This window comes from Streptomyces hydrogenans (assembly GCF_014656075.1).
GTDB lineage: Bacteria > Actinomycetota > Actinomycetes > Streptomycetales > Streptomycetaceae > Streptomyces > Streptomyces hydrogenans.
The window spans coordinates 21,259-35,071 of record NZ_BNBS01000028.1; the positions used below are offsets into that span (position 1 = coordinate 21,259).

A 13,813-nucleotide genomic window follows, 5' to 3' on the forward strand; every position below is an offset into this window, starting at 1 on the left:
AGAAGGAGACCGTCGGAGGCGCGGGGCGTCCGACCACGGAAGAAGGAGACCGTCGGAAGCCCGGCCAGTCCGACGCCGGGCGGAGAAGCCCGCCGGAGGCCCGGGCCGGGCCCGGGCCCGGGCGGTCAGGCCGAAGGGCCCGCCGGGGGCTCCGCGGCCGTGTCGCGGACGCCGAGGCGGAGGTGTTCCACGTGGTAGAGGGCCTGGTCGAGGAGTTCGGCTACGTGGTTGTCGTAGAGGGCGTAGACGATCGAGCGGCCGTGGCGCTCGCCCGTGACCAGGCCGAGGTTGCGCAGCAGGCGCAACTGGTGGGAGCAGGCGGAGGGTTCCATCCCGACGGCCTCGGCGAGGTCGCCGACCGCGCAGGGGCCTTCCTGGAGCCTGGCGAGGATGTACAGGCGGGACGGGGTGGCGAGGGCCTGGAGGGTGGCGGCGACGTCGGCGGTGCCGACGGCGTCGAGCCGCTCGCGGGGGGTGGCGGCGGTGGCGGCGTCGATTCCGTGGCCCATGGGCCCATCATACGGATGACACATGAATAGGTGTTCAGGTGTTCCGGTATGGTGAGGGAGTAGCTGCCGCCTGCCCGCGAAGGGTCGCTCCGTCATGTCTTCTTCCCTGGATCAGCGGACCGCCCCCGCTCCCGAGGGCTCCCGCCCCACGCCGCTCCCCCGCCGCACGCGCGCGTACGCCCTGCCGGAGGTGCGGTGGGCGCTGGCGGCGCTCGGGCTGTTCCTCCTCGCCCTTCCCCCGTACCTGCTCGGCGGCCCGGCCTGGCTGTGGGGGGCGCTCTTCGCCGGCGCCTACGCCACCGGCGGGTGGGAGCCGGGCCGGGAGGGGCTCAAGGCGCTGCGGGAGCGGACCCTCGACGTGGACCTGCTGATGGTCGTCGCCGCGCTCGGCGCCGCCGCGATCGGTCAGGTCCTGGACGGCGCGCTGCTCATCGTCATCTTCGCGACCTCCGGCGCCCTGGAGGCGGTCGCGACCGCGCGGACCGCGGACTCGGTGCGCGGGCTGCTCGACCTGGCGCCCGCGACCGCGACCCGGCTGCTCGCCGACGGCGCGGAGGAGACCGTCGACGCGGGACTGCTGGCGGTCGGGGACACCGTCCTGGTGCGGCCCGGGGAGCGGATCGGCGCGGACGGGGAGGTGGTCGGCGGGGCGAGCGAGGTCGACCAGGCGACGATCACCGGCGAGCCGCTGCCGGTGGCCAAGGAGACGGGCGACGAGGTGTTCGCCGGGACCGTCAACGGCACCGGCGCCCTGCGGGTACGCGTCGGGCGCGAGCCGTCGGACTCGGTGATCGCCCGGATCGTGCGGATGGTCGAGGAGGCGTCCCGGACCAAGGCGCCCACGCAGCTCTTCATCGAGAAGGTCGAGCAGCGGTACTCGGTCTCCATGGTCCTCGCGACCCTGGCCGTCTTCGCCGTCCCCCTCGCCTTCGGCGACGACCTGACGTCCGCGCTGCTGCGGGCGATGACCTTCATGATCGTCGCCTCGCCCTGCGCGGTGGTGCTGTCCACGATGCCGCCGCTGCTGTCCGCGATCGCCAACGCCGGCCGGCACGGCGTCCTCGCCAAGTCCGCCGTGGTCATGGAGCGCCTCGGGCAGGTCGACGCGGTCGCCCTCGACAAGACCGGCACCCTCACCGAGGGCGCCCCGCGCCTCACCGACGTCCGCCCGCTGCCCGGCACCGGCCTGGACGCCGACGCCCTGCTGCGGCTCGCCGCCTCGGCCGAGCACCCCAGCGAGCACCCGCTGGCCCGTGCCGTCGTCGACGCCGCCCGGGAGCGCGGCCTCGCCCTGGCCCCCGCCGACGCCTTCGCCGCCACCCCCGGCCGCGGCGTCACCGCCACCGTCGAGGGCCGGCGGATCGAACTCGGCTCCCCGGCCCGACTCCTGCCCGACACCCACCAGGCGCGCGTGCACCCCCGCTCCGACACCCGCCCCGCGCACCCCGAAGCCCACCATGCCCGCGTGCACCCCCACCCCGACACCCGCCCCGCGCACCCCGACACCCACGCCGCGCACCCCGAAGCCGACCACGCGCGCGTGCGCCCCGAGAACGACCCCGCCCCCCTCGTCCGGGAGTTGGAGGAGGCCGGGAGCACCGCGGTGGCCGTGCTGCGCGACGGGGAGCCCGTCGGGGTGCTCGGTGTCGCCGACCGGCTCCGCCCCGACGCCGCCGCGACCGTCGCCGCGCTCACCCGGCTGACGGGCCGCGCCCCGGTCCTGTTGACCGGCGACAACGAGCGGGCCGCGCGGCGGGTGGCCGGGCGGGTCGGGATCACCGACGTGCGGGCCGGGCTGCTGCCCGAGGAGAAGGTGGCGGCGGTCCGGGCGTGGGAGGCGGAGGGCCGGCGGGTGCTGGTCGTCGGCGACGGGGTGAACGACGCTCCGGCGCTGGCCGCCGCCCACTGCGGGGTGGCGATGGGGCGGGCCGGCTCGGACCTCGCCCTGGAGACCGCCGACGCCGTCGTCGTGCGCGACGAGCTGGCCGCCGTCCCCGCGGTCGTCGCCCTCTCCCGCGCCGCGCACCGGCTGGTCGTCCAGAACCTGGTGATCGCGGGCGCGTTCATCGCCGTCCTGGTCGCCTGGGACCTGTTCGGGACCCTGCCGCTGCCCCTGGGCGTGGCCGGCCACGAGGGCTCCACCGTCCTCGTGGGGCTCAACGGGCTGCGCCTGCTCCGTCCGACGGCCTGGCCCCGCCCGGCGCGGGATTGAGGGCCGCCGCCGCGCTGTCCAGGAGCATCTCCAGGGCGGTCGGGTAGGCGCTGGTGTTCATGCGGGCGACCAGGCGCGGGGCGGTGGCGGCGATGTGCGGGTGGGTGCCGGCCGGGAGGCGGGCGTAGGTGGCCTGCCAGACGGCCTCGTCCGCCGCGCGGGCGGTGTGCGGGAGGGCGAGGGCCGCCGCGTCGAGCGCGGCGAAGGCGAGGGCCTGGTCGATGAAGGCGTGGTAGACGCGGACCGCCTCGGCGTCGGGGAGTCCGGCGGTGCGCAGGACGCCGAGGATCGCCTCGTCGGCGGCGATCTCGTGGGAGCGGCCACTGACCCGGCTGGCGGTGAGGATCGCCGCCTGCGGGTGGGCGAGGTAGGCGGAGTGGACGCGCAGGCCGAGTTCGCGGAGGTCGGCCCGCCAGTCGCCGGTGGGCGCCCAGCCGCGCAGGGCGCGGCCCGCGAGTTCGTCGCCGACGGCGAGGAGGAGGTCGTCGGTGCTCCGGAAGTAGCGGTAGAGGCTGCTGGGGTCGGCGCCGATCGCCGCGCCGAGCCGGCGCACGGTCAGCCCGTCCCTGCCGTGTTCCTGGAGCATGCGCAGGGCGGTCTCGATGTAGAGCCGCTCCGAGAGGACGACCCCTCCCGCCTTGGCGGGTTTTCTGCGGCGCCGCTCCCCTTCGGGGACCACTTTCTTAGCCATGGGGACCTCTTTCCCTAGCCTTCCCAGGTTATGCCAACACCGTTGACCCGAACCGCGGCGCGCGGCTTTCATGGGCGCACTCCAGGGATCTGTCTCGTTCCCTCCCGTTTCCTCACGATGAGAGGTGGTTCGCCGCTATGCGCGTCCTGCTCGTCGGTGCCGGTGGTGTGGGGACCGCCGTCACCCGGATCGCCGCCCGCCGCTCCTTCCTCGGCCACATGGTGGTGGCCGACTACGACCTGTCCCGCGCGGAGGCGGCCGTCGCCGCGCTCGGCGCGTCGGCCGGCGGCCGGTTCAGCGCCGCGCGCGTCGACGCCTCCGACCGGGAGGCGGTGACCGCCCTGCTGGAGCGCGAGCGCTGCGACGTCCTGCTGAACGCGACCGACCCGCGGTTCGTGATGCCGCTCTTCGAAGCCGCCCTCACGGCCGGGACGCACTACCTGGACATGGCGATGTCGCTGTCCCGGCCGCACCCGGAGCGCCCGCACGAGGAGTGCGGGGTGAAGCTGGGCGACGCGCAGTTCGAACGGGCCGCGGAGTGGGAGAAGTCCGGGCGGCTCGCGCTCGTCGGGATCGGCGTGGAGCCGGGCCTCTCGGACGTCTTCGCCCGCTACGCCGCCGAGGAACTCTTCGACACCGTCGAGGAGATCGGCGTCCGCGACGGCGCGAACCTCACCGTCGACGGCTACGACTTCGCGCCCTCGTTCTCCATCTGGACGACCATCGAGGAGTGCCTGAACCCGCCGGTGGTCTGGGAGGCGGACCGCGGCTGGTTCACCACCCCGCCGTTCAGCGAGCCCGAGGTCTTCGACTTCCCCGAGGGCATCGGGCCGGTCGAGTGCGTGAACGTCGAGCACGAGGAGGTGCTGCTGATCCCGCGCTGGGTGGACGCCCGCCGGGTCACCTTCAAGTACGGCCTCGGCGAGGAGTTCATCCGGACCCTCAAGGAGCTGCACCGCGTCGGGCTCGACCGTACGGAACCGGTGACGCTGCCGGACGGGACGCGGGTCTCGCCCCGGGACGTCGTCGCGGCCTGTCTGCCCGACCCGGCGACCCTCGGCGACCGGATGCGCGGCAAGACCTGCGCCGGCACCTGGGTGAAGGGCACCAGGGACGGGGCGCCGCGCGAGGTGTACCTGTACCACGTGGTCGACAACGAGTGGTCGATGCGCGAGTACGGCTCCCAGGCCGTCGTCTGGCAGACCGCCGTCAACCCGGTCGTCGCGCTCGAACTGCTCGCCACCGGCGCCTGGACCGGCTCCGGCGTCCTCGGCGCCGAGGCCCTCGACCCCCGCCCCTTCCTCGACCTCCTCACCGCGTACGGGTCCCCCTGGGGGCTGCGCGAGCAGTGACCGCCCGTGGCTCGGGGCGCCGTCCCGCCGGGCCCTGCCGCCCGTTGTCGGTGCCCCGCGCCACAATCGGGACCATGACCGCGACCGTTCCGCCGCCCGCCCTCACCGCCCGCGCCCTCAACCGGGCCACGCTCGCCCGCCAGTCGCTGCTCGCGCGGGAGCCGGTCGGCGTCGAGGAGGCGGTCCGGCGGGTGGTGGCGCTCCAGGCGCAGCAGCCGGGCTCGCCGTACGTGGCGCTGTGGAACAGGGTGGCGGATTTCGACCCGGCCGCCCTGGACGCGGCGATCGGCGGCTTCCGGCTGGTCCGTTCGACCCTGATGCGGATCACCCTGCACCTCGTGCACGCCGAGGACTACCGCCCGTTCCGGCAGGCGGTGGAGCCGACGCTGCGCGGGAGCCGGCTGCGCGACCGGCGGTTCACCGACACCGGGATCACGCCGGACGGCGCGGACGCGCTGCTGCCGGAGCTCCTGGCGTACGCGGACCGGTCCCGGACGGGCGAGGAACTGCGGCGCCGGGCGGAGGAGTTGTGGGGCGGCGGGAGCCTCACCCCGGCGGCGGGCCGGATGCTGCGGCAGTACGCGCCGCTGTGGCACGTGCCGAGCGGCCCGCCCTGGCAGTACGCCACCTCCCCCGGTTTCGTCGCCTCCGGACCCGCGCCGGTGCCGACCGCCCCGGAGGCTGCGGCCGAGGGCCTGGAGGCACTGGCCCGGCGCTATCTCGCGGGCTTCGGCCCCGCGTCGGCGGCGGATCTGGGCCAGTTCGGCCTCGTCCAGCGGGGCCGGGCGCGCGCGGCGCTCGACGCGCTGGTCGCCCGGGGCGCGGCGGAGGTCCTGGCCGGTCCGGACGGCGCGGTGCTGTACGACCTGCCGGGTGCGGTCCGCCCGGACGGGGAGACTCCGGCCCCGCCGCGGCTGATGGCGATGTGGGACAGCACCCTGCTCGCGTACGCCGACCGCAGCCGGATCGTCCCCGACGCGTACCGCCGGCACGTCATACGGATCAACGGCGACGTGCTGCCGACGCTGCTCGTCGACGGCCATGTCGCGGGGGCCTGGCGGCCCGTCGAGGGCGGCGTCGAGGCCGCCGCCTTCCATCCGCTGACGGCCGGCGACTGGGCCGGGCTCGCGGCCGAGGCGGCGTCGCTGGGGACGCTGCTCGCCGACCGCGACCCGAGGGTCTACGGCCGCTACGACCACTGGTGGGCCAAGGGCCTGCCGGCGGCCGAGACCCGGCTGCTGCCGTACTGACCGCGCCCGGCGGCCGGGACCGCCCGCGCCCTCCCCCATTGCCACTGACCAGGAAGGCCCTTATCTTCGAGCCACAACCTACGGACCGGGATGCTCGTCAGTCCCGGGGCGGTCCGCCGTTCACGGGCCGGACGGCGGGGAGCGCACGGCCGCGGGACGCGGGCGCGCTGGACGCCGGGCGTACGGGATATCCGTATCCGCGTACCCGCAGGAGCTGAACCGCATGAGCAAGCACGTCCTGGCCCAGAACCAGTACGGCAAGGCCGAGAACCGCATCGTCAGGATCGCCCGCAGGGGCGGCGAGGACGGCGCCTGGCACGAGATCCGCGACCTGAACGTGTCGGTGGCGCTGCGCGGCGAGTACCGCGACGTCCACCTGACCGGCGACAACGGCAACTGCCTGCCGACCGACACCACCAAGAACACGATCTACGCCTTCGCCAAGGAGCACGGCATCGCCTCCCCCGAGGCGTTCGCGATCCTCCTCGCCAAGCACTTCGTGACCTCCCAGGAGGTGATCCGGGAGGCGCAGATCCGGGTCGAGGAGTACGCCTGGGAGCGGATCCCGGTGCCGACCCGCAAGGAGCAGCACTCCTTCGTCCGCCAGGGCCAGGAGGTGCGCACCGCGCAGGTCACGTACAGCGAGACCACCGGTCTCCAGGTGCTGTCCGGGCTCAAGGACCTGACGGTCATGAACTCGACGAACTCCGAGTTCCACGGCTACATCAAGGACCGGTACACGACGCTCCAGGAGGCGTACGACCGGATCCTGGCCACCAAGGTCACCGCCCGCTGGGCGAACTCGGCCACGGCCGCCGCGGACCCGGAGCACGACTGGGACCGCTCGTACGCCAAGGCCCGCCGGCACATGCTGGAGGCGTTCGCGGAGACGTACAGCTACTCGCTCCAGCAGACGCTGCACGCGATGGCCTGCCGGGTCCTCGACCACGTGCCGACGGTCAACGAGGTCCGGCTCAACCTGCCGAACAAGCACCACTTCCTGGTGGACCTGGAGCCCTTCGGCCTCAAGAACGACAACGAGGTGTACTTCGCGGCCGACCGCATGTACGGCCTCATCGAGGGCACCGTCCACCGCGACGGCGTCCAGCCGGTGATCGCCACCTCGGACTGGATCACCGCCTAGCCGCGGCCGGTCAGGCCGCCGTCGCGCCGAGCCAGGCGGCTCCGAGCCCGGCGGCCAGGCTGACCAGCACGTAGAGGACGGCGCGGGCCTTCGCGCCGTCCTCGTACAGCTTCAGCGTCTCGTGGGAGAACGTCGAGTAGGTGGTGAGGGCGCCGCACAGGCCGGTGCCGAGGAGCAGCTGGGCGTGCGCCGAGGCCAGGCCCGTCACCAGGCCGAGGACGAGGGAGCCGGAGACGTTCACGGCGAGGGTGCCCCACGGGAAGTCCGGTCCGAAGCGGGCCTTCGCGACGAGGTCCGCGTACCAGCGCAGGGGCGCGCCGACGGCCGCCCCGGCGACGACGAACAGCCAGTTCACCCGGCCTCCGTCCGGTCGCGTACGAGGCTCCGCGCGGCGGCGGTCCCGGCCCAGACGGCGGCCAGCGCCGTGACGAGCGTGCCGCCGAAGTAGAGCAGCCCGCGTGCGGTGTGACCGGTGCTCAGCAGCCGCTGGGTGTCGAGCGCATAGGTGGAGAAGGTGGTGAAACCGCCGCAGAACCCGGTGCCGAGGAAGGGCCGCAGCAGCGGGTGCGGGGTCGCGCGGGTCTCGGTGAGCAGCACCATGAGGACGCCGAGCAGGGCACAGCCCGTCGCGTTGACCAGGAAGACCGTCCACGGGAACCCGCCGGCCGGGGTGGGCCACAGGAGCGCCGCGCCATAGCGCGCGGCAGCGCCGATCGCGCCGCCGGCGGAGACCACCAGGGCGACCGGCGGCCGACCGCGCGCGTTCACGGCCTCAGGGTACGGGGAGGCCGTCGGAGCGAGGCGCACGGGCACGGGTCCCGGCCTGGGGCATTAACCGGGCCCTCCCGTGTCGCCTCGCTCTGCGATGGTCCGGCGACGGAGCGCGACGGGTCAAAGGGCGTCCGGCGAGTCTGTCAGCTCCTCCGGAGGGGTGTGGCCGGGCCACCGTCCCCGGTCCCGGGGGGTGGTGGCGGGGCACCCACGGGGTGCTCCGGGGGTCCTCGGGGAGTGCGTCGCGGCCCGCCCGGAGGGGCGGGAGGCCCAGGTCAGGGGCGGGACGGTGGTCCGGCCACCATCCGGCGGCCGATTCGGGTGCCGGGTCCACCTCGTCGGGACGCCCGTGGACGGGAGACGGTGGAGGGGCAGCGGGAGGCAGCTGCGCAACCCTCGGGCAGGACGGGCAGGAGTGTCGTGAGTACATCCGTCGCAATCAAGCGCGGGACGGCCGTCGCGGCCGTCCCTCCGACCGTGCCGCGCCCCCGGGTCCGCGCCGTGCCCCGGGCCGCCGCGCCCCGTCCCGGCGAGGACGTCTACACGGAGCTGACCTCCGCGCTCTTCTCCGGCTTCGCCCGCCGTGACCAGCGGCTGAAGGCGGAGCAGTACCTGCACGGGCTGCTGACCGCGCAGGGCCGCAAGTCGATCCGGAACATCGCCGCGCAGATCGGCGGGCCGGCCGCGGAGCAGAGCCTGCACCACTTCATCTCCAGCTCCACCTGGGACTGGCAGCCGATGCGGGCCGCGCTCGGGCGGTTCCTGGAGCGCGGCGGACACCCGCAGGCGTGGGTGGTGCGGCCGATGCCGATCCCGAAGGCCGGGGAGCACTCGGTGGGCGTGGACCGGCGCTTCGACCCCGAGCGCGGGCAGGTCTTCCAGGGCCAGCAGGCGTTCGGCGTGTGGTTCGCCGGCGAGGAGCTGAGCGCGCCGGTCAACTGGCGGCTGTTCCTGCCGGACCCGTGGGTGAAGGACCGCACGCGGCGCGACCGCGCGGAGGTCCCCGACGAGGCCGGCGAGGAGACGCTGGAGGAGTGCGCGGTCGCGGCCGCCCTCGACACCGCCCGCTGGACCGACATCACCCGCAAGCCGGTGCTCCTCGACATCCGGGGCGGCGCGGGCCGCGCGGCGCTGACCCGGCTCGCCGCGGCCGGGGTGCCGGTGGTGGCGCGGATCGGGGCCGGTTCGCGGCTGGCCATCGCCGACCGCTCGCTGCCCGGTTTCGGCGCGGGTCCGCTGCCCGCCGCGCAGATCCTGGAGTCCCTGAAGGGGCTGCGCCGGCCGGTGAGCTGGGTGGACACGGTCGGTGGCGCGCGGACCTCGCGGACCTCGCTGGCGACCGCGGTGCGGGTCGCGCTGCCCTCCCCCGGCGGGGAGCGGATGCGGCCGCTGATGCTGCTCGGCGAGTGGGACGACCCGCGCCGGGGCCCGGCCCGGGTGTGGATCAGCGATCTGACGCAGGCGACGGTCGGTTCGCTGCTGCGGCTGACGAAGCTGGCGCAGCGGGTGGACCGGGACTTCGCCGCGGTCGGCGAGGAGGCGGGGCTGCGGGACTTCGTGGGCCGCTCCTACCGCGGCTGGCACCGGCACATCACGCTGGCCTCGGCCGCGCACACGGCGACGGTGCTCGGTTCGGCGTGGGACGCGGCGGGCTACGGCACGCGCCGCGCCGCCGGCTGACGCCCCCTCGGCACTCCTCCCGGCCGGACCCCGTCCGGCCGTCCGCCCGAGCCCGCCCCAACGGGCCGCCGGGGCGGGGTGCCCGTCCGCCCGGCGCGGGCGGGCACCCACGCGCGCGTGCCGGGCGGCCCGGACCCGGCGGGAATGGTCAGACAGGCCCTAGTGCGTTCAGTCGGCCGGCGCCGCCGGGGGGCGGGCCGGGGCGGTGGCGGCGCGGCGGCGGGTCAGCACCTCGCGGGTGCGCTGGAGCCGCAGGGCGAGCTGGACCTCCAGGACCTGGCCGGGCTTCTGCCACTCGGGGCCGAGGAGTTCGCCGATCCGTTCCAGGCGGCGGGAGACGGTGTTGGGGTGGACGTGCAGGGCCTCGGCCGCGTTGGTGGGGCTGGAGCCGGAGGCGAAGTACGCCTCCAGGGTGCGGGTGAGGTCGGTGAGCCGCTCGGCGTCGTAGTCGAGGACGGGCCCGATCGCGTTCTCCACGAAGCCGTCCACGTCGTGGTCGTCGGAGAGCAGCATGCCGAGGAAGCCGAGGTCGGCGACGGCCGCCGCGGAGCCCGTACCGCCGAGGGCGCTCATCGCGTCCAGGCAGCGCAGCGCCTCCGCGTACAGCGGCCCGACGGCGTCGGGGCTGCCGCCGGGTCCGGCGGCGGCGACGGAGACCGGGTGGCCGAGGAGCGGGGTGAGCTCCTCGGAGACGGCGGAGGCGGCGGCGGAGGCGTCCACTCCCGGGAGCAGCAGCACGACGCAGCCGCCCTGCACGGTCTTGAGTCCGGAGAGCCGGTACGCGTACGAGGACGCCCAGACCACGGCCCTGCCCTGCTCGCCGCCCTCGGGCCGGGCGACCACGAGGACGTGCGGCTTGCGCAGGTCCACGCCGAGGCGCCGGGCACGCCGGGCGCTCTGCTGCGGGGCGTGCGGCGGGTCGGCGATGAGGTCGTCGAGGAGTTCGTCGCGGACGGGTCCCTCGGCGACGGCGGTGGACCGCTGCATGAGGAGGAGCAGGGCGACGGACTGGGCGACGAGTTCGAGGAGCCGTTCGTCCTCGTCGGTGAGGCCGCCCTCGGCGCGGACCACCAGGCCGCCGAGGTCCTCGGAGCCGGCGATGACGGGGGCGACCCAAACGGAGTCGGCGGCGAGCACGGGCCGGCGCAGCGCGTGGGCGTCGAGGGACGCCTTGGCGACGGCGTCCTCGTCGAGGCCGGGGAAGTCTCCGCTGGCGGCGAGACGGCGGCCGCCGGGGTCGCGGACCATGACGGTGGCGTCGAGGGCGTCGCCCGCGGCCTTGGCGACGTGCGGGAGGTCGCCGCCGGCCAGGACCAGGTTCATGATCCGGCCGTGGGCCTCGCTGACGTGCCGCATCCGGGTGAGGCTGGTGCGCACGCGCGCGCTGTCCCGCTCCAGTTCGAGGAGTTCGGCGCGGGTGCGGTCGAGGAGTCCGGCCTTCTCGACGGCGAGGGCGGCCAGGTCGGCGAGGGCGCCGAGGAGGGCGATCTCCTGGGGGGGTGTGCTCGCGGACCCGGCGGTCGGCGCCGAAGAGGGCGCCGATGACGGAGTCGCCGCTGCGCAGCGGGACGGCGACGATGGCGCGCAGTCCCTCGGCGCGGGCGGCCTCGTCGCCGGGGTCGACGACCTCGGCGCCGCCGAGGGCGGCGGCCGGGTCGGGGGCCTCGCCGCTGGTGAAGCGCTCGTCGACGGGGTAGTCGGGGGTCCAGACGGGTTCGCCGGTGCGGTGGACGATGCCGCCGAGGCAGTTGCCGGTGCCGATGCGCAGTCCGACGCAGAGCCCGGGGCCGGTGGTGGCGCCGGTGTCGCCGCCGGTGCGGGAGCCCTCGGTGACGCGGATGTAGCAGGCGCCCTCGGGGCCGCGCAGGGTCACGTACGCCATGTCGAGGCCGAGGAGGCGGCGGGCGCGGCCGGTGACGATCCGGAGCAGGCCGTCCAGGTCGTAGCTGAGCGTCAGGTCGCGGGCGGTGTCGGTGAGTACGGCGAGGGAGGCCCCGCTGCGGGCGGCCAGCGACCGGTCGTCGGCGCGCTCGTCGTGGACGGAGCGGGCGAGGGCGACGGCCCGCTCCAGCCGGGCGAGTCCGGCCTCGTCGAGTCCGGCGAGCCGGGCCTCGTCGAGGAGGGTCTCGAACTGGCCGGGCAGGGCCTGTCCGGCGAGCAGCTCCAGGACGGCGAGCAGCGCGTCGGCGCCCGCTTCCCCGTCCGCGCCGTGCGTGTCCATGGCCCCCACCCCCGTAGTCGAGCTTAAATCGGGCACCTCGGAGGAAACCCGTCCTCACGGCCGAAAGTAATTCGGTCCCGGGAGCGGGTCAACGGTGACGTGCGGCACTTCATTCCCCGTGGCCCCCGTTCCCCCCATGGGCCGAACCGACTCTCCGTCAGACGGGCACCGCCACACCGGTGGTGACGGTGTCCGCGCGGCCCGCCTGGGGCTGGGCGGGGACGCGCGGCAGGGCGGGGCCGTACCAGGTGACGGCCGGCGTGCCGCCGGCGTGCGCGGGCGCGGCCGGGTGGCCGCCGGTGTAGCCGAAGACGCGCTCGCCGGGGGTGCCGGGGAGCGGGGAGCGGCCGCCGCTCCCGGCGGCCACGCGCGTGTGGCGGACGGCGAGGACGGCGTGCTGGAGGCGGCGCAGCCGGGCGCAGGGCTCCATGCCGGTCTCGCGGTGGAGGATCACGCGCAGCCGCTCGTAGACGGCGAGGGCCTCCTCGTGCCGGCCGCAGCGGAGCAGGGCGACCATGAGGTGGGCCTGGAGGGGTTCGTTGGTGGCGTAGCGGGCGGCGAGTCCGGGCAGTTCGGAGAGGATCTCCTCGTGCCGGCCGAGGCCGAGCTGGGCCTCGACCCACTGGTCGAGGACGCTGAGCCGGGCGCTCTCCAGGCGCTCGATCTCCCGGCGCAGGCAGGGGCCGGCGGCCACGCCCGCGTAGGGCTCGCCGCGCCAGAGGGCGAGGGCCTCGCCGAGCCGCAGCGAGGCGCGGGGCAGGTCGCCGGCGTCCATGGCGCGGTAGCCGGCGCCGGCCGCGCGCTCGAACTGTCCGATGTCGTGGACGCCGACGCCGGTGTCGAGGCGGTAGCCGCCGGGGAGCGAGACGAGGACCGCGTCGGCGGTGCGCCGCTCGGTCCAGCCGCCCGCGGCGCCCTCGTCCTCGGTCTCGTGCAGGGCGCGGGCGATGAGCGCGCGGAGCTCCGCTATGTGGGTCGCGAGTTCGGTCCGGGCGCCGCGCGGGGCGCCGGAGGGCCACAGCTCCTCGGTGAGGACGGTGACGGGCACGACCTGGCCGGCGAAGGCGGTGAGCAGGGCGAGGACCTGGCGTGGCGCGGCCGCGGTCGGGGTGATCGGTACCCCGCCCTCACGGACCGACAGCCCCCCCAGGATGTGGACGTCCACTATGCCCCCTCGGTGTCTGCGCACGCGGATCCTCGGTTGATTAAAAAAAGACCCCCCTGGTCATGTCAATAAGAAACCGGAAGGTATGAAATCCGGATCCCTGAAATCGGGGTGATTCACCCCCTTTGATGGGATATAAGGACGGCAGCTTCTCGCCAGGGGCCGGAACTCGATGCATGCCAGCACCATGTTTCGGACTTGGTAGTTTGGTTTTGAAGGGTCCCTGCGGATGCGGGGCGGGTGATCTTCGACGAGATCGCGCCATCCCCGACGACAAGCCGACCCGACGGTCTGTTTCACCGCCGGGTCGGGAGTGCGGAGGAAGGGGTTCCGGAGTCAGCCGACGGCGGCCGCCGTGAGCAGGCCGAAGGCGGCGACGACGAGGGCCGTACGGATCCGGTGGTAGGCGTTCCAGCGCGACTCGAAGGCGGCGCGGCTCACGGCCGGGTCCTCGTCGGGGCCCTCGGCGGCGGCGAGCGCCTCGTTGAGCGGGACGTTCCCGACGATCGTGACCAGGTGGTTGAGGGCCGCGCAGACGAAACCGGCGAGGACCAGCCAGCGCTGCGCGTCGGTCCTGCCGTCCGCCGGCACCAGATAGGCGGCGATCGGGAAGACGGCGGCGGCGACGAAGACGGTCATGAAGACCGCCCTGGGCACCGCCTCGTTCACCCGGCGCATCGCGGTGACGAACGCGGCGTCCGTGAGGCGGCCCAGGGCGGGCATGATCCCGGTGAGGAAGATGAGGAGGAAGCCGGCGTAGAGGCCGGTGCTTCCGACGGCGAGGGCGAGCAGCAGGGTGGCCATGGGGTCATGATGCC

12 protein-coding genes and 1 pseudogene are annotated in these 13,813 nt (G+C 75.1%); 5 read left to right on the forward strand and 8 right to left on the reverse strand.

The features are described 5' to 3' along the window. Positions 1–125 precede the first annotated feature (125 nt). The gene (locus IE321_RS14600) at positions 126–509 is read right to left on the reverse strand and encodes an ArsR/SmtB family transcription factor (RefSeq protein WP_043224142.1); all 384 of its coding nucleotides are present in this window, start codon (positions 507–509) and stop codon (positions 126–128) included. Between the two features lie 94 nt (positions 510–603). On the opposite strand from IE321_RS14600, the gene IE321_RS14605 reads away from it, so the two are divergent. Further along, positions 604–2,721: a heavy metal translocating P-type ATPase gene (locus tag IE321_RS14605; RefSeq protein WP_190223201.1), complete on the forward strand. Its 2,118-nt coding sequence runs from the start codon at positions 604–606 to the stop codon at positions 2,719–2,721. Here the strand turns inward: IE321_RS14605 and IE321_RS14610 are convergent. Next, complete coding sequence (locus tag IE321_RS14610) at positions 2,666–3,412, reverse strand: TetR/AcrR family transcriptional regulator (protein ID WP_190223202.1); 747 nt, start codon at positions 3,410–3,412, stop codon at positions 2,666–2,668. The two genes, IE321_RS14605 and IE321_RS14610, sit on opposite strands and share 56 nt — an antisense overlap. A gap of 137 nt (positions 3,413–3,549) precedes the next feature. On the opposite strand from IE321_RS14610, the gene IE321_RS14615 reads away from it, so the two are divergent. The 3 genes from IE321_RS14615 to pucL all read left to right on the forward strand — a co-directional run bounded on the left by IE321_RS14615 (position 3,550) and on the right by pucL (position 7,158). Next, entirely contained in the window at positions 3,550–4,764 is a 1,215-nt protein-coding gene (locus IE321_RS14615; RefSeq protein ID WP_190223203.1) for a saccharopine dehydrogenase family protein, read from the forward strand. 74 nt (positions 4,765–4,838) lie between these two features. Beyond that, positions 4,839–6,014 carry a winged helix DNA-binding domain-containing protein gene (locus IE321_RS14620; protein WP_190223204.1) on the forward strand — a complete coding sequence of 392 codons (1,176 nt, stop codon included), beginning with the start codon at positions 4,839–4,841 and terminating at the stop codon, positions 6,012–6,014. Between the two features lie 223 nt (positions 6,015–6,237). After that, a complete protein-coding gene (pucL, locus tag IE321_RS14625) occupies positions 6,238–7,158 on the forward strand; it encodes a factor-independent urate hydroxylase (protein ID WP_190223205.1) in 921 nt (306 codons plus the stop codon). Positions 7,159–7,168: 10 nt separating this feature from the next. On the opposite strand, the gene crcB (IE321_RS14630) is transcribed toward pucL, so the two are convergent. Both crcB (IE321_RS14630) and crcB (IE321_RS14635) read right to left on the reverse strand, forming a co-directional pair. Continuing rightward, positions 7,169–7,513, reverse strand: a complete 345-nt coding sequence (gene crcB / locus IE321_RS14630) for a fluoride efflux transporter CrcB (protein ID WP_190223206.1) — start codon at positions 7,511–7,513, stop codon at positions 7,169–7,171. Continuing rightward, positions 7,510–7,926 carry a fluoride efflux transporter CrcB gene (gene crcB / locus IE321_RS14635; RefSeq protein ID WP_043224249.1) on the reverse strand — a complete coding sequence of 139 codons (417 nt, stop codon included), beginning with the start codon at positions 7,924–7,926 and terminating at the stop codon, positions 7,510–7,512. Before crcB (IE321_RS14635) ends, crcB (IE321_RS14630) begins: the two co-directional genes overlap by 4 nt. 480 nt (positions 7,927–8,406) lie before the next feature. Between crcB (IE321_RS14635) and IE321_RS14640 the strand changes: the two genes are divergently transcribed. Next, on the forward strand, positions 8,407–9,609 hold the full coding sequence (locus tag IE321_RS14640; protein ID WP_376178609.1) for an IS701 family transposase: 1,203 nt from the start codon (positions 8,407–8,409) through the stop codon (positions 9,607–9,609). A 168-nt stretch (positions 9,610–9,777) separates the two neighbouring features. On the opposite strand, the gene IE321_RS43035 is transcribed toward IE321_RS14640, so the two are convergent. From IE321_RS43035 to IE321_RS14655, 4 genes and pseudogenes are all read right to left on the reverse strand, one after another. Continuing rightward, positions 9,778–10,986: a PucR family transcriptional regulator gene (locus IE321_RS43035; RefSeq protein WP_308076634.1), complete on the reverse strand. Its 1,209-nt coding sequence runs from the start codon at positions 10,984–10,986 to the stop codon at positions 9,778–9,780. Between the two features lie 205 nt (positions 10,987–11,191). Next, positions 11,192–11,830 (reverse strand): annotated as a pseudogene (locus IE321_RS43040) (GAF domain-containing protein); the annotation flags it as partial. A 157-nt stretch (positions 11,831–11,987) separates the two neighbouring features. After that, positions 11,988–12,995: an AfsR/SARP family transcriptional regulator gene (locus IE321_RS14650; RefSeq protein WP_190223207.1), complete on the reverse strand. Its 1,008-nt coding sequence runs from the start codon at positions 12,993–12,995 to the stop codon at positions 11,988–11,990. A gap of 336 nt (positions 12,996–13,331) precedes the next feature. Then, complete coding sequence (locus IE321_RS14655) at positions 13,332–13,799, reverse strand: anthrone oxygenase family protein (RefSeq protein ID WP_190223208.1); 468 nt, start codon at positions 13,797–13,799, stop codon at positions 13,332–13,334. Positions 13,800–13,813: the final 14 nt, after the last annotated feature.

What these genes read in the sequence shown, in the direction of transcription:
- IE321_RS14600 (WP_043224142.1), bottom strand. Translation starts at nt 509, where the DNA reads ATGGGCCACGGAATCGACGCCGCCACCGCCGCCACCCCCCGCGAGCGG.
- IE321_RS14605 (WP_190223201.1), top strand. Translation starts at nt 604, where the DNA reads ATGTCTTCTTCCCTGGATCAGCGGACCGCCCCCGCTCCCGAGGGCTCC.
- IE321_RS14610 (WP_190223202.1), bottom strand. Translation starts at nt 3,412, where the DNA reads ATGGCTAAGAAAGTGGTCCCCGAAGGGGAGCGGCGCCGCAGAAAACCC.
- IE321_RS14615 (WP_190223203.1), top strand. Translation starts at nt 3,550, where the DNA reads ATGCGCGTCCTGCTCGTCGGTGCCGGTGGTGTGGGGACCGCCGTCACC.
- IE321_RS14620 (WP_190223204.1), top strand. Translation starts at nt 4,839, where the DNA reads ATGACCGCGACCGTTCCGCCGCCCGCCCTCACCGCCCGCGCCCTCAAC.
- pucL (WP_190223205.1), top strand. Translation starts at nt 6,238, where the DNA reads ATGAGCAAGCACGTCCTGGCCCAGAACCAGTACGGCAAGGCCGAGAAC.
- IE321_RS14655 (WP_190223208.1), bottom strand. Translation starts at nt 13,799, where the DNA reads ATGGCCACCCTGCTGCTCGCCCTCGCCGTCGGAAGCACCGGCCTCTAC.